The following is a 17,969-nucleotide window of genomic DNA, read 5'->3' on the forward strand; positions in this document are numbered from 1 at the left end:
ATGTGCAGCATGTTCTGTGGAATTATTAAATTTAGTTACTGCGGCAACAGGGGCTAGTACTGCAAGCTAATATCCTTTTAGAAGTTTTTTGGTTAAAGGCACTAAGAGAATGAGCACTTTTGGTCAAATGAATTTTCTAGAAGAAAAATAAATAACCAAAAAGGAGATGTTCTAAATGGAAACACCAGTAGTACAACCAAGGGATTGGACTTGTTGGAGTTGCTTAGTATGTGCAGCATGTTCTGTAGAGTTATTAAATCTAGTTACTGCGGCAACCGGAGCTAGTACTGCAAGTTAAAATTTAAAAATGTGAGAGTGTTTATGGTGAAATTAAATTAGGACTTATTCTAATGACAAACAGTTATGTTAAGAATAAGTCCTATAAATTTATCGAAAACGAGTATGGGATTTTTGTAATACATAAACTAAAAACAAATTTAAATTTTATAGGAGATGATTAAAGTGAATGGCTATTTATTTTGGAAAGAAAAGCTAGAAATAAGAAAATTCACATCAAATTATGAATCTATGTTGGTAGTTCATAAAAACCCAAACGAAAGCGCTCCCACACTCAAAAACGAAAATACATTTACGATAAATAAAACCGCCACTGAAATTATTGAGTTAATTGATGGTACTAAAACATATGGACAAGTTGTATCTTTCTTGTCTTTAAAATACAGTGAAGATCCAATAAGTATTGAAAAGAAATTAAATGCATTTTTAAATAATGTATCCAAAGTTTACAATATGAACATTGGTACGCAAGAAGAACCTATAAATGTACCAGTTAATTTAATTGAAGAACAGACTATATATCCAAAAGTGGCTTCAATTGAAATCACAAACAGATGTAATGTAAGATGTCGTCATTGCTATGGAGATTTTGGAGCAGTAAAGCCAAAAGTAATGAGCTTAGATCAAATAAAATCCTTATTAGATGACTTAAATAATATAGGAGTGAAATTAATTGAACTTACGGGCGGTGATATAACAGTACATCCAAATCTAAAAGAGATATTGTTATATGCACTTAACTTGGATTTTTCTCAAATAACACTGTTGACCAATGGTATAGCTCTTTCTGATAAAGTTATGGACATAATAATAAAAAATAAGTCGAAAACATTTGTGCAAATTGATATGCATAGCTTAGATGATAATTATTTGACTTGGTTCTTTAAAGTTCCTAATACACTTCATAAAATTAAAAATAACATAATGAAATTAGCCGAAAATGATGTTCGTTTGCGGATCGCCACAATAGTTACACATTTGAATGTGCACGAGGTAGAAGATATAGCTGAATGGGTACATAATTTAGGGATTGATAGTATTGGGGTATCTCCAGTAATACCCATGGGAAGAGCCTTAGGATGTAGTGATCTTTATTTAAATGAAGAGGATGTTAAAACATATGGTGAAGCATTGTTGAAAATAAATAAAAAATATCCTAAATTTGTTTCATTATATGAAGGTGCGCGCGCTGAGATTAGGAATTGTGGTGCAATAACATCACATATTGTGATTGCGCCTGATGGTGAAATTAAAATGTGTACTATGCATAGTTTAGATGATTTGAAAAACAGTATAGGTAATGTTTTTGAACAGAATATTAAAGATATTTATGATGAAAAATTCAAATACATTAATGCATTTTTTAACTTACAAGCACCTCAAATGGACTCTGAGGAATGTAAAGAGTGTGAAAATAAACGTTTTTGTAGTACATGCTTCTTAAGAAGCTTTATAAAAGCACAAGAAATTGGCGATAAATGTAAATGGTTTAAAAATCATGTCCCTGAAATAATTAAGGAGCCATTAATGGTAGGGCAAAATTAGTATGATTGGATGAGATGAATATTGTTAAGTTTCTGAGGATAAACCAATATAATTCCATAGATAATGCGTCGGGATAAGGTCTCAAGATATCTATGGAATTATATAAACCTCATTATATTGATTCGTAAATTAATATAATAAATAGACAAAGGAGGAGAAAGAGGGTGAATAAGAAGATAAATAAACAAGATGAAATTCAAATTTCTTATAAAGAGTTATTATTTTTATATCCGTATTTGAAAAATACAAAAACTTTGTTAGCTTTTGGTTTAATTGGGATGGTTATAGCTTCTTTGATTATCGCACCGATACCATATATTATTGGCTACATTATTGATAAAGTTATACTATTAAACAAAAGCTACGATCAATTATTAAAAACAACTCTTATACTCTTATTAATTTATTGTATTAACTATTTAATATCGATAGGTTATGAGTATTTATTTACTCGTGTACAACAAAATGTAGTTAATGAAATTCGATTATCTATGATAAGTAATATTATAGATGCGCCTCTTTCTTATATTAATCAGAAGGAGAAAGGTTACATTCTTAGCAGAATTGCTGAATCTGGTAATGTAAGTGCATTATTTTCTCCAAATTTATTAAGGGTTTTTTCAGGTATATTCGATTTTTTCTTTGCTTTATTTATAATGTTTAATTTAAGTGTTAAACTTACAGGTATCATAGTAATTATTATCCCAATATATTTTATAATATCCAAACATTCTTCTAAAATGATATCAAAAAGTACCACAAACGTATACGAGTCATCGGCAGTATTAAACGCAGAAATGTATGAAACCTTAAATGGAATAGAGGATATAAAATTATTAAACGGTAAAAATATACAAACCAATAAGATTAAGAGTAAATTAAATAATGTAATTAAAAGTGCGCTAAAACAAAGTTTACATTTTATTTTCTTTATGCAAAATTTAATAGTAACAAATAACTTTGTTACAGTAATAGTATTACTGGTATCAGGTATTTTAATTTTACAAAACCAGCTTACTATAGGGGTGTATACTTCATTTTCAATTTATATGGCTAAACTCCTTGCGACTACCCAAGCTTTAGGCAGTTTAGATATAACTCTAAAACCCGTGTGTATTAGTATTAAGAGAATTAAGGAGTTCTTCAATTTAGATGTTGAAAATACACTAGGTACAAATATAATGAAAGAACCAATTAATTCAATAGAATTTAAAGATGTTTGTTTTAAATATAATGGAAATAGTGATTTGATATTTGATCATTTAAACGTGCAAATTGAAAAGGGTGACAAGTTATTAATTGATGGTATAAATGGATCAGGAAAATCTACTTTTATAAAATTATTAACAGGTTTATATCAACCTGAAAGTGGAAAGATATTGATAAATAATATTGACTATAACTTAATACATAAAGAAAGTGTTAGAGATAGAATAGGTATAGTTTCACAAAATATATTTTTGTTTAAAGGAACTATATTAGATAATATATTATATGGACAAACAAATAAAACGAAAGAAGATGTAGTTAAGTTAATGAAAAGGTATCATTTAACATCACATCTCAACAGATTTGAGAATGGATTAGATACTATAATTGTACAAGATGGTTCCAGTGTTTCAGGAGGTCAAGCACAATTCATAGCCTTTTTAAGGGCTATCCTCACAAAAAGGGATATAATAATATTAGATGAAGCAGCATCTAATTTACATATTGATACAAGAAATCTTATGTATGAGATACTTCAAAATTACAATCTTTGTAATATATTAATTATGATTTCACATCAGCAAGATGGCTTGTATTTTCTCAATAAAACATTAGAACTTACACATGGTAATAAAAGAATTGCTTTAAATGGTAGTATGCTTTAATCATCATGCTTTCATAGAAGGGAGCATCCTAATTATGTCAAAAATGAAACTTATTAATTTTGATACATATAGAAATTCAATAATTTTATTTGAGAACACTGGCGAGATTATATCAGTGTCAGCTCATTTTCAATTTTTTGAAGGAAGTGAAAGCTATATTCAAGGTTTTATTGATAATGAAGAAGTTATTCACTTTAAATCTAATAATCCTGGTCCAACTATTTCTATATATCGATTTACGCCTAAGAATATTACCAAATTAATTATATCAAGTGAAAATAGAACACATGGAATGGTCACATTGTATACTTCAGAAATATAGCTAACATCTAAATTTTTTAATAGTTAACACGATGAAGTCTTGGATTAAGATCGCTTGTATAACATTATTTGTTTTTAAATAGCAGCTATATAATCAAAAAAAAGGAATCCTTTATTATAAGGTATTCCTTTTTTTGATTATAATATTAAATTTATTATAGGGCTTCTTTACCCATCGGCATTTAACTAAAGCGAAATTGTAAACCTAAAATAAAATAACTTAATCCTTTCCTATAATTCTACAGAAAGAAAAGTGTATTTTTTACAAAATGTATGTAATGTCACGAATAATTAAAAAGTTATTCAATAAAAAAGCTAACTGCCGCATTTAAACATATTGAAAGTAACTAATTTAGTTATATATCAATCAACCACGTCCAGCTTGGAAAGATGGATATAGCGACATACCACCATCAGCAAACAGTGTAATACCTGTTACATAGCTCGCTTGTGAAGAAGCAAGCCATGCTGCTACCGCTGCAATTTCTTTCGGTTCTCCGATATATCCCATAGGAACCATACTTTCAACATCGGCACGTTTTTCTGGATCCGCAAATTTTTCAGCATTAATCGGCGTATTCATAGCACCAGGCCCAATATTATTTACACGGATTCCTTTTGGTGCATATTCTAGTGCTAATGTTTCTGTCATTAGCTTAACGCCACCTTTACTTGCTGCATAGTGTACAAATAATGGCCATGGAATTTGCTCGTGAACGCTTGACATATTAATAACACTACCTTTAATATCATGCTCAACAAAATATTTAATTGCTTCCCGGCTCCCTAAGAAAGCCCCTGTTAAATTCGTAGCAATTACCTTATTCCAATCACTTAATGGCATTTCATATGAAGGTACTGAATTTTCAATACCCGCATTATTAATCATGACATCCAGTGTACCAAATTCTTTCACAGCAGATTTAACGAGATTGATAACATCTGATTCAACTGTTACATCTCCTTTTACCGCAATCGCTTCTCCACCTGCTTGTTTAACTACTTGTACTACCTCATTTGCTTCTGATTCGTTTGAATAATAATTAATTACAACTTTGGCTTGTTCTTCTCCAAAACGAATTGCCATCGCTCTTCCTAATCCTGTGGATGCACCCGTAATAACAACAACTTTCCCTTTTAAATCTGTATACATAATTTTTTCCTCCTTTTTATCCTTTAGCAATTCCTAACATAATGCCAGCTGCAATAATGAAGATAATTCCAATGACAATCGCAATAAATTGTCGTTTTGTTTTCTTTTCACCTAATATAAAAATTCCACCTAAAGTTGAGATCACGATCCCCATTTGGGAAAGGGAAAAGCTTGTTGCCACCCCTACACGCGGCTGGGAAATAAATAAAAACATATTTCCTGCTGCCCAAATTAAACCAGGAATAATATTGCGAATCGCATATTTATTAAATGGTTGATGCTTAAAGGTTAGTAGAATTCCACCTAACACCATACCAATGGCTTGTGGTAATAACGCTGACCATCCGTCTATACCGAATAGGCGGATAATTACCACATATACTAAGTAACCAAGAGTTGAAATTAATAACATCACAATCCCTTTTTTGAAATTTCCTTTTTGTTCATCGTTTTTCTCCTCTTTGCTTTGGAGAGATGTGAGAACGATTCCGATTATGATACAAAGAAGTGCCAGAACACCTAATACAACAGATGTTGTTGTTGACCATTCATGAAATACAATGACCCCAAATAAAGTAGTCGAAACTAATTGCATCCCTGTTGAAATAGGCATTGTTTTAGAAACCCCAATTAAATCAATACTTTTCAATTGATTGGCTTGTCCTAATGCCCAAAATAGGCCAGATATAATCCCGACAATTATCATCACGGGCGTCAAAACAGGTTTTATAAAAATATAAACACCGATAGAAAAAACTAGAGCGCCAAGGGTAGTTCCAAGTATTTGACTGTAAGGACCGCCTCCTAGTTTAACGTTGAAGAGTACAATACTTCCCCAAAATAATGCTGGTAAAATCGCTAATAAAATATCCATTTTTTCTAACCTTCCTAAAACATATTTATTAAGTTGAATGCTTGAACGAGATAGTATCTTTGTGTCGAGGGAATTATTTTAGAATAAGAGAAATTTTTCGTTTTTCTACCCGTAATATTTGTTTACCCAGAATAAAAGAAAAATAACATCATGTTGAAAAAGAAAATAACTAGCACGAAATAAAAAAAGTTATTAGAAAGAATATGACCAATACAATTTCAAGTTTTGAAAATAGGAATAATGGAGAAAAACTTGATGCAAAATTAAGCTATGTTATACAAAAACAACGCATTATGTTTATACATGAGAAAAAGAAATAATATCGTAAAATCTTTAATTTCGTATATAAAATTAATAAGAAGTATGATATGATGAAAGTAACAAAATACTTCTAAAACTATCTTGCAAAAGGACACACCTACGCATACATATGCGATAGGTGTGTCCTTTTTTATTTGTTTTTAAGATTTCAAGACTGAAAAGGGGGATGTATATTGTGTACCAGTAATATAGCATCTACTAATGTTTCTTTTGAAAAATTGAAAAGTCAGGAAGAGAATGAAAAAAAACATAGTGTCAATATGTCCGAATTGTAAGAAACGCTCATTTAGAGCACTTTATAAGGATCATCCAAAATGGATACAGTTTTGCCTATGTTGTAATTATTGAGAAGTAAATACTATGAATAGTCCGTTTGTTTATTAGACGTAGCTATTTACGTATTTTAAGTAGGAGGAAGAAATTTTGATATGAAAATATGGATTAAAGCTATTTGTATAACATCATTCGTAATTTAAATGTCAGCATGTAGCAATTCGACGCAAACAAAAAATGATTCGAGACCTGCCCAAGCAGTACAAAACGGAATACAACAGCACGTAAAAGGGAAAGGTATTGTTGATATTCCAGGGAATTATAAGGGGAAATTAAAAGACTTAGAGACCGTTAAAGGGAAGGTATTACATATAAAAGACGGAGATACAATAGACGTAAACGTAAAGGGGCAGAAACAGATGGTAAGGTTACTGTTATTAGATACCCCTGAGTCTGTATCTCAAAAAATTCCACCACAAAAGATGGGAAAAGAACCATCTTCCTTTTTAAAGAAACAGCTAGAAGGGAAAAGTGTAACATTTGTTTATGATCGGGGACCAAAAGAAGACAAATACGGTAGAAAATTGGCTTATGTATTTTGCGATGGAATACACATCAACGAATTAATGGTCAAGTCGGGTTATGGGATTATAGCCTATATTTCTAGACCTAATACTACAATTCTATCTGAAATGAAAGAAGCAGAAAATGAAGCAAAAGAATCAAAGGTTGGCGTATGGAGCATTAAAGGCTTTGTAGATGAAAAGAACCAGCATTATAACCGTAAAGATGCAGCTTAACACCCTAACCCATTGCAATACAAATATTTGTGCAAAATGGAGGTTTTTTGAATGAATGAAAACAAAAGAAATATGCTCTTATCCTTTATTATTTCAATTTTATTTATTTTCGCGAGTCTATTGCCATTTAGTAATAATGAATATGTGTATGTTATCTCCAAAATTGGTGCTGCAGCAGGTGTAATAAATATTGTGATGATGAGCGTTTTCTTGTATTTTCAAAGCAAAAAAACGGGACATTTATTAAATTGGTAATTAAAGCTAAATAGTTTTCCTTACTCATATCCTTTTAAGTTTGGTAAGGAAAGCCGAAAAGGAGTGTGAAAGGTGAGTCAAGTACCTGGATTTTTAAAGTTTGTTTTGGCGAAAGAAAGACGGTATGTATATTTAGTTGTAGGAGAAAAGAAAAACAAAAAAGTACTTACACACATGGTATATAGATTTGGTTCGCTAGAAAAAGCATTAGAAACCATGTACGAAATGCGTGGTGATTTTGAAAATCTTTTCCCTCTAGAATTAAAAGAGAGGGGATACGACTGAGAAGATATCAATGATTGGATACTTTCTATTGAAACACGGTACTCGAAACACGGAAATAAACTAGTCATATACTAGCAAATGTTTTGTATTTTAAAAAATAGGTGAGGCGAAAATAAGATGTTGATCATTCAAAAGTATCACATTGTAATTGCTTGGACGATAGCTACTAGTGCAATGTTAATTAGTTTGTTTTTTAGTGAATGGATGAAGCTGCCGCCATGTGATTTGTGCTGGTACCAAAGAATGGCCATGTATCCATTAGTATTAATATTGGGGGTAGGGATATATAGAAAAGATTCGCACGTAAGCACGTATGCATTTCCATTTGCGTGTATCGGTTTAATGTTATCTGTATATCAAATTACAATTCAAGCGTTTCCTAATAGTGAGATGCAGATTTGTTCAGTAGGAGTTTCTTGCACAAAAGATTACTTAAATTTATTCGGTTTCATCTCGATACCTATGCTATCTTTTGTTGGATTTTTAGCTATCATAATACTTCTATATATTAAATCTGAGAGAGACAAAAGAATAAACAATACAGCGATTATGAACAATATGCTCGAATAAACAAAAAATACCTATAAATAGATAAAAAATATAAAGAAATTAAAAAAGGAGAAATAAAAAATGACAACAATGCAAGTAAGTAATGAAATGTACAAAATTCCAGAGGCGGATATAGAACTATTAAAAATCATGGCCCATCCAGTTAGATTACAAATTGTGAAGGAGCTAGAACACCACAAAATTTGTAATGTAACACAGTTAACAGAGCTATTAGATGTGCCTCAATCTACCGTATCTCAGCATTTATCTAAAATGCGTGGAAAAATTCTTCGCTCAGAAAGAAGAGGATTAGAGATGTATTATCATATTGTGAATTCCAAGGCATGTCAGATTGTCGGAGTATTAGGTATTTAATTCTAAATCGAAATAGGATGATAGAAAGAGTGTTGTTAAATATAGCTGCAAAAGATGATGTACTGCAGAATGATAAATTCACAAGCTTAAAGTTTAGTCCTTCTAATAATGGAGGAGCTGACTGTGGTGAAAAATTGATATAGAGGTTACTAAAAAAGAGTGCAGTACATGTCTGCATTCTTTTTCTTTGTGCCATAGCTATAATAGATAAAGTATTTTGTTTTGTATGACTCTGAATAGGGGATACAGTGTTTTGCTATGCGAAAACGATATTTTCGACTTTTTAAGCAAAGGGAATAATTAGTTTATTGATGTGTATAGTATGAATTAAGGTTTAGAATATTCTGTGTCAATATTATCAATTTACTATAGTTTCCAATTATGTAAAAATAGAATTGATTATAATTTTCCGTAAATATTAGATTGAAAACTATTATAAGGGGAATGTGAGTATTTATAGCTGTTTATAAACGATGATTGGGGATACAGACAATAGGGTGATCAAGTACTGGTAGAATTTATCAAACAAAATGAGGTGACTTTAACTTGAGAGAAATTGCAAAAAAAGTAAAAATGATACGTTTACAGGAGGAGCATTCCGGGCTTAAGGCAGACGCAAAACAGTATTCTTCCAAGCGATGTAAAATAGAAAGAGAGGGTATTAATTTAGAAAAAAATAGAGTTAAAAAACGAACTCAAAAATTTCAAACGTCAGAAGAAAAATGGGACATAAAATGTAAAAAAGCAGTACAATTATTTAATCAAGGAGAGGAATATCCAACTATTGCAAAAAATCTGAGGTGCAATGTGAGTAGTTTGTATAGAGAACTTAAGAAACGGGGCACATTACAAACACCAAAGCAGGTAGCAGTATCTAAATCATTAAAATCACCTATAACATCAACACGAACAAAAAAAACAAATTTTGAGAGATATAAAGAATATTATATGTACAAATAGAAGGATTCATGGCTATAAATCTATACTTAATTCTTTAGTGTTAAAAAGCTCAGATTATAAAAGGTACAATGAAAAAATGCATGTTTAGCAGCAAATCTTCTTACAGTATTGATAGAGCATCTTTTTATTTTTTAGGATATTTTTAAATCTAACAAATATTGAAGGCTATTACCTGTTGCTTAGATCAAAAAAATATTCTTAAAACTAAATCCTTACTTATATTTGTTGAGTAGTTGGTTAAGAAGAGGTTTTTTTGCAAATGCTAAAATAAGGATACTTTGTCCAAAGCAAAAGAATCCCCATGTCATAAAGGATTCTTTTAGGAGAGTTAGAGAGATGTTGTCACTTGACTCATATTGATTTTACGATAAAAAGAAAGAATATTCAATTTTATTATATATTTCTCAATATATTTCTTTTATTTTTATATTATAATTAATCCTTTTTATTGATGTATATCTTTCTGTGGTGAATCCTTTTAATAAGGATTCCTTTTTTAGTGGCTCATATATTAATAATGAGCCACTAGAGTTTAAGATAGTTTATACAACAACTATTGAAATTGCTTGATTATAGGGGAATTGTTGATTTCTATTGCTGGGGATCAGCCCTGAAAATTTATCTACAGTAATAATGATTACAGGTATTCTAACTTCGTTGATTAGAAAATTTGTTATTACAGCCCTTCCCGAACGAGAAAGCCCCTCGCCTTTAGGCATGGGATGAAAGTGAGGTTGGATAAGGAGTGCACTAAAAACCGCAAGGCTTGTGGCACTCTAAGTATCCAAAATGTTGGTATCTTTTATTTTTTTATCTTTCGTGTTGCAGTTTTGTAATCTAACTGATACGATGCAAACATGATGAATGATTATAGAAGAACCAAAACAACCGTGTCATTAATTAACTATCATTTTGTGTTTTGCCCGCGATACAGAAGAAAGATTTTTCTTAACACAAAAGTAGAAGAACGTTTCAAGGAGTTGGTTCAAGAAATATGCGGAGAATTGGATATTTCTATTGTTGCAATGGAATGCGACAAAGACCACGTTCACTTGTTCTTAAATACACCACCAACACTTAGTCCTGCTGATACAATGGCAAAAATTAAAGGAGTGACATCAAAACGTTTGAGAGAAGAATTTTCACATCTTCAACACTTGCCGAGCCTATGGACGCGTTCTTATTTTGTTTCTACTGCTGGAAGTGTATCAAGTGAGACAATAAAACATTATGTTGAAAATCAAAAAACGAGGGGGTGAAACTTGTGCCACAAACCATCACGGTTAAAGTTAAATTGCTTCCAACAAAAGAACAAATCATGCTATTGGAACAAAGTAGCCACGAGTATATAAAAGTCATTAATGCTCTTGTATCTGAAATGGTTGAAGCAAAGAAAAGCACGAAGAAAAGTACAAAGGATATTGAGGCCAATATCCCAAGTGCGGTGAAAAATCAAGCAATTAAAGATGCAAAAAGTGTGTTTTCTACAAAGGTGAAAAAGAGTAAATACAAAATCGTTCCGATTCTAAAAAGACCTGTTTGTGTATGGAATAACCAAAACTATTCATTTGACTTCACACACATTTCAATTTCGTTTATGGTAAACGGAAAGTCAACTCGTTTAAAGGTTCGCGCTTTATTAATTGACAAATATAATCGCAATTTCGAATTGTTGAAGCACAAGTTAGGTACACTTCGTATCACGAAGAAATCTGCTAAATGGATTGCTCAAATATCTGTCACGATTCCTACAAACGAAAAAACGGGAACAAAGATTTTAGGAGTAGACTTAGGTCTCAAAGTTCCTGCGGTAGCCATCACAGATGATGATAAAGTTTGTTTCTTCGGGAACGGTAGGCAAAACAAATTTATGAAACGTAAGTTTCGTAGTGTTCGCAAGAAATTAGGAGAAGCTAAGAAACTGAATGCCCTTCGTCAACTTGATGATAAAGAACAAAGATGGATGCAAGACCAAGACCACAAAGTAAGTCGTGGAATCGTTGATTTTGCAACGGATAATAATATTTCTGTCATTCGATTAGAGCAACTAACGAACATTAGACAGACGGCACGAACAAGCCGTAAAAACGAAAAGAATCTACACACTTGGTCATTCCATCGTTTAGCACAATTCATCGAGTACAAAGCGACATTAGTTGGCATAAAGGTCGAATATGTGAATCCTTCCTATACAAGTCAAACATGTCCGAAATGTTCTGAAAAGAACAAGGCGCAAGACAGAAAATACAAGTGTCAATGTGGGTTTGAGAAACATCGTGATATCGTTGGGGCGATGAATATCCGCTACGCAACTGTGATTGGCGGTAATAGTCAATCAGCCTAAGAACCTATATGGTCTGTCTTAGGAGGGGTGATGGCACACCCTCATCTTGAAGGCTGTTCAAAACAGAAGTGGACTGCGAATGCTTAGTCATTCAAGAATCCCATCCGTTACACCGTAAGGTGTAGGACTTGCGGCTTTAGCCGTGGGAGTGTCAATCTTTTTAAACATTTTAATCTTTTTAAGTTTCTCTTATAGATGTAAAAGGTTTGGTGTAATTATAATGTTTTTAAATATAGTAGATTTTAAAGATGTTATAAGTGGGGTTCTTATAAAAAAAAGCCCTCACAATGAAGTGAAGACCTTTATTCATTTAATATCCGTCAGTATGGCTATGAGTGTATTGTGCGATTTTATCCTCGCTAAATTAAGATCTTAACCACCATGATTTCCGTGAGCATATTGAATAACATCAATAGCTTTATGTGTTTCTGTAGGGGATTGGGCACCAAACATTAAAGTAAAAATAGTAATTACACCAACTAAACCGAGAATTGTCTTTTTCATTTTAATGCCTCCTTCTCAATAACTTTTTTTCCTGCTTGAGAACATGAATAGAAATAATGACTTGCTTTAATATGGTTATTCTCTTTATAAAATGCAGTAGCAAGATATTCTTCGTATTCCTTAATGAATTCAAAAAGTTCTTGCTCTTTAAAATATGATACGCCTTTTAACACTGTCCTTTCAAGTGCTTCGGCAGGAAAACCTCCATTCATTGCATCTAATATTTTAAAATGGTGAAGATACTCTATATTTTCAATCTCTTGACAAACGGAATATCCTTTTGCTATGAGATCTTTAGCAACGGAGTGATTTCCTTCCTTCATGTGTTCCCTTGCCTCAATAAAAAGTGCCTTATAATTGTTAGGCATTTTTTGATTTACTTCTGAAAGATATCTAATAGCTAATGGCGAAAGGTTTTGAGTTGCATACATTAATCCTAAATTTTGACGCACCATTAAAATAAATTGCTCTTCGTCTATTTTTTGAAACATATCCATTGCTTTTGTAAAATATTCTTCAGCGAGCTCCCATTCTCTCAAATGAGTACAAGCTAAGCCTATAAGATTATCACAGAATGCTACATTGATCTCATACCCAGCATGTTGAGCAAAGATTTCTCTTGCCTCTGATACTTTTTTATAAGATAAGAGTCCTTGATATATGTCATAATGGAAAGCTCCAACTTTATAATAAAATTCTGCTTTTTCCAATTCATCAGGAATGCAGTCTAAAAGTGTTTCTGCGTTTTCATAACTCTCTTTTGCAATTTGATATTCGCCAATAGTAGAGGCATGAATCCCTTTGAAAAAGTGATAATAATAAGCTAAGAAATTATCTGTAGGCATATCAAAAGCCTCAACTTTATCAAAGCTGCTTTTGGAAACACTTAAATTATCAATTACAAATTGATATCTAAAATCTAGTAGTGAGTAGTAGAGTAATAAATCTTGATCTTCTTCAATACTATGAATCTTAGAATCAATTATTTCTTTTAATTGATGTGCATTACCTATACGCCTTGAGCGGATTTCAAGATACCAATCGTTTAATAGCTTTGTAATTTCATTATTCCCCTTAGCTGAAACCATCATTATATATTCCCCCATCCCATAAAAGTCTACTAATGTTATATATTACCATTATAGCAAAGTATCCAGTTTTTTTAATTGTATTATACTTATTTTTCAATAAAATTCAGAAAGATAAGTTAATTGTGATAGTCCAATTATATTTGATTCATAGTTCTCTCATTAACAATTCACGCAAACCTGATGTGATTGAAGTGAGTCGGAAAATATTACGCTTGCGTGAAAGGGGAATGAATAAATATGAAAGCCTCTCTCTACTATAGTGGCAGCTTATTGAAGTTTTAGGCTAATAATTAATAGACAGTTTTAGTTAAGGAAATTTAAAATCCCTGTCTTTAAAGACAGGGATTAAAAAAAGGGATGACAGTTAACAACTGAAGGTACCATTATATTACCATTATTGGAATTTTAATTCCATGTTTTTATGTTGAGAAATAAATAATATATGATGTAAAAGGTGAGATGAGTAGAGGGTTCTTATAGGTTTAGCAATATGAGAAAGTAAATATTTCAATTAAATTTTTCTTGAAACGAGGAGTGGAAGTATTGTTTTTGCTTAGAAAACATTATTCAAAGTTATGTAGAGATTATGATATGAATAAAAAGAGTCTGGTAAAAAATTATAAGACACCAATTCATTGGAACGGTAAAAAACTGTTTTCGGAATAGGTGTCTTTTTGTATTGAGTAGAATGTATTTTCTCAACAGGAAAAATTGTAATTATCTATAAGTATTACTTATAAGGATAATAGGAAAGTAGAAATTAATAATAAAGGAGAATGCGAAATGTTAACAGTAATATCTAATAATGATCTAGCTAAAATCCGTGAAGAAGATGTAGATGTATTGAAGGTAATGGCGCATCCGGTTCGATTAAAAATCATAAGTGAATTAATACATCATAAAATGTGCAATGTTACACAGTTAACAGAAATATTAAAACTTCCACAATCCACTGTTTCACAACACTTAGCAAAGTTAAGAGGAATCGTACTCCGTGCAGAAAGAAAAGGACTAGAGATGCATTATTATATTGATAATACTAAAGCTCGTCAGATTGTAGAAATTTTAGGACTATAGGTAAATTATACGTAAAAGTTTCCTAGGTCTAAGATAAATCATGTACCATCTAATCGAATTATCGCAGAGGAGTTTGGAATTAACCGTACTGTTCCAGGTGCTACCCAATACATACAAGATCTTATTTCTATCTTTAACCAAAAAGGATGGCATAAATCATTCTATGCATTCCGTGAAGACACATGGACAGGGATGAATTATGAATTGGGAACAGGAAAATTAAAATGGGATGAAGAGGGTAAACCGATGCGTCAAGATAATTCACTCTGGGATGTAATAAAAAAAGATCTACAAACGCATAAATAGTTTAGATTGTTAGGTTTAAGGACTAAATGTAAGCATCTAATTCAAATAGAATTAGATGCTTTTTATTTCAAAAAAATGTGGTCGTAATTGTTTAAACCTTTAAAGTGAAAAAAGTTTTATGAATTTTTTGTGAGATCCCAACCCTTAAATGTTGAAATTTATTTACTTATTTCTCCATTTGGATATATTTCTCCAATTGGAGGGAAGTTTAGAATACAGAATCAAAACATAATAGGCTGTTATCGATGAGTTTATCGTAAAGTTGTTATTTAATGTGTCATCAAATAACATTTATATACAATAATACATAAAGAAAAGGAGATATATATATAAAAATATAGAGTAATAGACACAACTTAAATAGTATGAATAGTTTAGATTGTAAAAACATGAAGAAGAAAACAAAAAATCCTTAAGAGTACTAAGGAAAAATGAGGGAGATAATATGGGGAATAATTCAAAACATAAAACTAGAAAAATACTTGCAGCTACTGCTACAGTAACTATGCTTGCGACTGGAATGATTTCTTCATCAGATGTCTTTGCAGAGGAAACGCAGCAGCAAAAAAATTTATCGACATCACTGCAAAGTGAAAAATCAGTTAAATCAGAAAATAGAACATTTACAGTCCCAGGAAAAGGGGATGTTGAGGTACTGAAACAACAGGAAAGAAAAAGTATGGCATTTAGTCCATATGAACCAACTGGTTTATATGCAAAGCCAAATGAACAAATAACGATTAATGTAGAAGGTAATCAAGATATTCAGGTGTATATTGGAACGTATTCGTATGATGCTTCTTGGAGAGAAGATTCTAAGATAAAATCATTTACATTAAAACCTGGTATAAACACAATCCAATCTCCAAATGGGGGGATGATTTATTTTTATAATAAACAACAAGGTGGTAGCATTCGAACAACAATTACAACAGGTGGAACGACTACGCCTTTCTTTGAACTAGGAAAGCATACGAAACAAGATTTAATAAACATGCTGGACCAGTATCCTAATGCACATGCAGTAGAGTTAAAAGGAGAACGTGTATTAATTACGGCTAGCCCTGCACGTGTTAAGAAATATTTGTTGGGTTCTAATACAGATCCTGTACAACTCTTAAAAAAGATGGATGAAGCTACTCGAATTCAAGACAAAGTAGCTGGATTATCTGAAGAACAAGTAGATAAACATTATGTTCATTACGTAGAAGAAAATCATTCTCCTGATTATTATATGTATGCAACTTCTTATCGAACAGCATATGTAGGAGATGCAATCCAATACGTGTTAGATATTAATAAATTTATAACAGATGGCTGGGGCCCTTGGCATGAGGCAGGACATTTGAGACAACAATCGCCCTGGAAGTTTTATAATATGACAGAAGTACAAAATAATATATACAGCCTTTCTGTAGAAAAAGCATTTAATCAACCATCCAACTTAGAGAAAAGTGGAATTTATCCAAAAGCATTTCAATATCTAGAACAAGTGAATAAAAATTATGATGAAATTAGCGATGTTTTTGTAAAGCTTGTTATGCTTTGGCAACTACAGTTAGCGTATGGAGAGGATTTCTATCCTAAATTACATCAATTGTATAGAGACATGCCTTCAAGTGAACTTCCACAAACTGATGAAAATAAAAAACAACTATTTATGATTTCAGCATCAAAAGTAGCCAAACAAAATTTAATTCCTTTCTTTGAGAATTGGGGATTACGTCCAAATAACGATACAATTCAAAAAGTAGCTGCATTAGGATATCCGATTTTAACAGCAGAGATTTGGAAGGGTACGGATTCTAATCCAATTAAACCAGATATGCCTAATGTAAATAATATTTTAGAAGGAAACCAGTTTGCATGGTCACTAAAAGGAATTAGTGATTTCGAGTTTGCAAAAATCAATTTCAATAAATCAACAGAAGAAATGCAAATTGATTTAAAAGCAGGCGTACCACATCATTATTTTAATGAAACATATGCGAGTATTAAAGTACAAAATGCATCAGGTAAAGTAATGTACAATAAAGACATTTATGGGAACAAACAACAAAATGCTGAATCACAAAAAGTTTCAGTCAAAGTAGGAGATTATATTGAGCTGACACATTTAGAAGGTGTGCATAGAGCTACTCTCACAAATGTAGATAATAGTAAACAAGAGAGCTTTGGAAAAAAAGCCATGTACGAAGTTACAAAGGAAGGTCTGAAGAAAGTAAATCAAATTGTTAATCCGAAACCGGACACAGAATCTCCAACACAGCCACAAGGATTATATGCAAGCAACCTTACTTCTAACAGTGTAGAGCTAAAATGGAATCCTTCTACAGATAATGTAGGTGTAAAAGAATATCAGGTATTACGCGATGGACAATTGATTCAAACGGTACAAGGAACGACGTTTACTGATCAAAACTTAACAGTTAATAAGGAATACAAATATGCAGTGAAGGCTGTAGATGCAGCTGGAAATACATCAATTCAAAGTGAAATTCTTCTGGTAAAAACAAAAGATCAAAATGTATCTTATGAGAAATGGGATCCAAAGAAGGCATATACAAAGGGCGATAAAGTTGAACATCAAGGGACAGTGTATGAAGCGGTTCAAAGTCATCAAGGAAATGGGGACCCGAATTGGATATTTGCGTTATCTTTATGGAAACCAATTACAATCAGAAAGAATCAGATGTAAAGATAGAACAACATAAAATTGGGGCAGTATTTTAAAGATTTACTGGATGTTGCTTGAATTTTGATAG

The 17,969-nt window shown here is 31.7% G+C and carries 17 protein-coding genes and 3 pseudogenes; 16 read left to right on the forward strand and 4 right to left on the reverse strand.

Translation table 11 applies throughout. The annotated features are described in order from the left end of the window. From tucA (AB6801_RS19435) to AB6801_RS19455, 5 genes and pseudogenes are all read left to right on the forward strand, one after another. A pseudogene (gene tucA / locus AB6801_RS19435) lies at positions 1-70 on the forward strand (subclass IId bacteriocin thuricin17); the annotation flags it as partial. A 105-nt stretch (positions 71-175) separates the two neighbouring features. Beyond that, entirely contained in the window at positions 176-298 is a 123-nt protein-coding gene (tucA, locus tag AB6801_RS19440) for a subclass IId bacteriocin thuricin17 (protein ID WP_000449799.1), read from the forward strand. Between the two features lie 155 nt (positions 299-453). After that, on the forward strand, positions 454-1,842 hold the full coding sequence (locus AB6801_RS19445; protein ID WP_002197114.1) for a radical SAM/SPASM domain-containing protein: 1,389 nt from the start codon (positions 454-456) through the stop codon (positions 1,840-1,842). 164 nt (positions 1,843-2,006) lie between these two features. Continuing rightward, a complete protein-coding gene (locus tag AB6801_RS19450; protein WP_086412018.1) occupies positions 2,007-3,716 on the forward strand; it encodes an ABC transporter ATP-binding protein in 1,710 nt (569 codons plus the stop codon). Between the two features lie 34 nt (positions 3,717-3,750). Then, positions 3,751-4,038: a hypothetical protein gene (locus AB6801_RS19455; protein ID WP_086412017.1), complete on the forward strand. Its 288-nt coding sequence runs from the start codon at positions 3,751-3,753 to the stop codon at positions 4,036-4,038. A gap of 366 nt (positions 4,039-4,404) precedes the next feature. On the opposite strand, the gene gdh is transcribed toward AB6801_RS19455, so the two are convergent. Together gdh and AB6801_RS19465 are read right to left on the reverse strand one after the other, a co-directional pair. Then, the gene (gene gdh, locus AB6801_RS19460; protein WP_000287799.1) at positions 4,405-5,190 is read right to left on the reverse strand and encodes a glucose 1-dehydrogenase; all 786 of its coding nucleotides are present in this window, start codon (positions 5,188-5,190) and stop codon (positions 4,405-4,407) included. A 16-nt stretch (positions 5,191-5,206) separates the two neighbouring features. Then, positions 5,207-6,064 carry a RhaT/GlcU family sugar-proton symporter gene (locus AB6801_RS19465; RefSeq protein WP_000353532.1) on the reverse strand — a complete coding sequence of 286 codons (858 nt, stop codon included), beginning with the start codon at positions 6,062-6,064 and terminating at the stop codon, positions 5,207-5,209. Between the two features lie 797 nt (positions 6,065-6,861). Here AB6801_RS19465 and AB6801_RS19470 point away from each other — a divergent pair. The 8 genes and pseudogenes from AB6801_RS19470 to AB6801_RS19505 all read left to right on the forward strand — a co-directional run bounded on the left by AB6801_RS19470 (position 6,862) and on the right by AB6801_RS19505 (position 12,226). Continuing rightward, positions 6,862-7,458: a thermonuclease family protein gene (locus AB6801_RS19470; protein ID WP_087948214.1), complete on the forward strand. Its 597-nt coding sequence runs from the start codon at positions 6,862-6,864 to the stop codon at positions 7,456-7,458. A 51-nt stretch (positions 7,459-7,509) separates the two neighbouring features. Continuing rightward, positions 7,510-7,713 carry a hypothetical protein gene (locus AB6801_RS19475; RefSeq protein WP_001004894.1) on the forward strand — a complete coding sequence of 68 codons (204 nt, stop codon included), beginning with the start codon at positions 7,510-7,512 and terminating at the stop codon, positions 7,711-7,713. A 72-nt stretch (positions 7,714-7,785) separates the two neighbouring features. Beyond that, a pseudogene (locus AB6801_RS19480) lies at positions 7,786-8,073 on the forward strand (hypothetical protein). Positions 8,074-8,115: 42 nt separating this feature from the next. Next, positions 8,116-8,568, forward strand: coding sequence for a disulfide oxidoreductase (locus tag AB6801_RS19485; RefSeq protein ID WP_000905546.1), 453 nt, complete (start codon positions 8,116-8,118; stop codon positions 8,566-8,568). Positions 8,569-8,628: 60 nt separating this feature from the next. After that, on the forward strand, positions 8,629-8,922 hold the full coding sequence (locus AB6801_RS19490) for an ArsR/SmtB family transcription factor (RefSeq protein WP_000210390.1): 294 nt from the start codon (positions 8,629-8,631) through the stop codon (positions 8,920-8,922). Positions 8,923-9,468: 546 nt separating this feature from the next. Beyond that, a complete protein-coding gene (locus tag AB6801_RS19495; protein ID WP_087948215.1) occupies positions 9,469-9,882 on the forward strand; it encodes a hypothetical protein in 414 nt (137 codons plus the stop codon). An 857-nt stretch (positions 9,883-10,739) separates the two neighbouring features. Continuing rightward, a complete protein-coding gene (gene tnpA, locus AB6801_RS19500) occupies positions 10,740-11,141 on the forward strand; it encodes an IS200/IS605 family transposase (RefSeq protein WP_043316400.1) in 402 nt (133 codons plus the stop codon). Between the two features lie 5 nt (positions 11,142-11,146). After that, positions 11,147-12,226, forward strand: coding sequence for an RNA-guided endonuclease InsQ/TnpB family protein (locus AB6801_RS19505; protein ID WP_098434413.1), 1,080 nt, complete (start codon positions 11,147-11,149; stop codon positions 12,224-12,226). Positions 12,227-12,598: 372 nt separating this feature from the next. Here the strand turns inward: AB6801_RS19505 and AB6801_RS19510 are convergent, their stop codons facing one another. Both AB6801_RS19510 and AB6801_RS19515 read right to left on the reverse strand, forming a co-directional pair. Further along, complete coding sequence (locus AB6801_RS19510; protein WP_000751016.1) at positions 12,599-12,730, reverse strand: hypothetical protein; 132 nt, start codon at positions 12,728-12,730, stop codon at positions 12,599-12,601. Beyond that, a complete protein-coding gene (locus AB6801_RS19515; protein ID WP_000989767.1) occupies positions 12,727-13,821 on the reverse strand; it encodes a response regulator aspartate phosphatase in 1,095 nt (364 codons plus the stop codon). The genes AB6801_RS19510 and AB6801_RS19515 overlap by 4 nt, the downstream gene beginning before the upstream one ends. A 783-nt stretch (positions 13,822-14,604) precedes the next feature. On the opposite strand from AB6801_RS19515, the gene AB6801_RS19520 reads away from it, so the two are divergent. The 3 genes and pseudogenes from AB6801_RS19520 to AB6801_RS19530 all read left to right on the forward strand — a co-directional run bounded on the left by AB6801_RS19520 (position 14,605) and on the right by AB6801_RS19530 (position 17,902). Next, positions 14,605-14,898, forward strand: a complete 294-nt coding sequence (locus AB6801_RS19520; protein WP_000958631.1) for an ArsR/SmtB family transcription factor — start codon at positions 14,605-14,607, stop codon at positions 14,896-14,898. Positions 14,899-14,925: 27 nt separating this feature from the next. Continuing rightward, positions 14,926-15,204, forward strand: a pseudogene (locus AB6801_RS19525) (glycoside hydrolase family 5 protein); the annotation flags it as partial. Positions 15,205-15,649: 445 nt separating this feature from the next. After that, positions 15,650-17,902 (forward strand): M60 family metallopeptidase, encoded by a 2,253-nt coding sequence (locus AB6801_RS19530; RefSeq protein ID WP_370941124.1) that lies wholly within the window; start codon positions 15,650-15,652, stop codon positions 17,900-17,902. Positions 17,903-17,969: the final 67 nt, after the last annotated feature.

The sequence above is a fragment of the Bacillus sp. RCC_6_1 genome (assembly GCF_041360755.1).
Taxonomy (GTDB): domain Bacteria; phylum Bacillota; class Bacilli; order Bacillales; family Bacillaceae_G; genus Bacillus_A; species Bacillus_A cereus.

What these genes read in the sequence shown, in the direction of transcription:
- AB6801_RS19510 (WP_000751016.1), bottom strand. Translation starts at nt 12,730, where the DNA reads ATGAAAAAGACAATTCTCGGTTTAGTTGGTGTAATTACTATTTTTACT.
- AB6801_RS19485 (WP_000905546.1), top strand. Translation starts at nt 8,116, where the DNA reads ATGTTGATCATTCAAAAGTATCACATTGTAATTGCTTGGACGATAGCT.
- AB6801_RS19520 (WP_000958631.1), top strand. Translation starts at nt 14,605, where the DNA reads ATGTTAACAGTAATATCTAATAATGATCTAGCTAAAATCCGTGAAGAA.
- AB6801_RS19530 (WP_370941124.1), top strand. Translation starts at nt 15,650, where the DNA reads ATGGGGAATAATTCAAAACATAAAACTAGAAAAATACTTGCAGCTACT.
- AB6801_RS19475 (WP_001004894.1), top strand. Translation starts at nt 7,510, where the DNA reads ATGAATGAAAACAAAAGAAATATGCTCTTATCCTTTATTATTTCAATT.
- AB6801_RS19465 (WP_000353532.1), bottom strand. Translation starts at nt 6,064, where the DNA reads ATGGATATTTTATTAGCGATTTTACCAGCATTATTTTGGGGAAGTATT.
- AB6801_RS19470 (WP_087948214.1), top strand. Translation starts at nt 6,862, where the DNA reads ATGTCAGCATGTAGCAATTCGACGCAAACAAAAAATGATTCGAGACCT.
- AB6801_RS19445 (WP_002197114.1), top strand. Translation starts at nt 454, where the DNA reads ATGATTAAAGTGAATGGCTATTTATTTTGGAAAGAAAAGCTAGAAATA.
- gdh (WP_000287799.1), bottom strand. Translation starts at nt 5,190, where the DNA reads ATGTATACAGATTTAAAAGGGAAAGTTGTTGTTATTACGGGTGCATCC.
- AB6801_RS19455 (WP_086412017.1), top strand. Translation starts at nt 3,751, where the DNA reads ATGTCAAAAATGAAACTTATTAATTTTGATACATATAGAAATTCAATA.
- AB6801_RS19515 (WP_000989767.1), bottom strand. Translation starts at nt 13,821, where the DNA reads ATGATGGTTTCAGCTAAGGGGAATAATGAAATTACAAAGCTATTAAAC.
- tucA (WP_000449799.1), top strand. Translation starts at nt 176, where the DNA reads ATGGAAACACCAGTAGTACAACCAAGGGATTGGACTTGTTGGAGTTGC.
- tnpA (WP_043316400.1), top strand. Translation starts at nt 10,740, where the DNA reads ATGATGAATGATTATAGAAGAACCAAAACAACCGTGTCATTAATTAAC.
- AB6801_RS19490 (WP_000210390.1), top strand. Translation starts at nt 8,629, where the DNA reads ATGACAACAATGCAAGTAAGTAATGAAATGTACAAAATTCCAGAGGCG.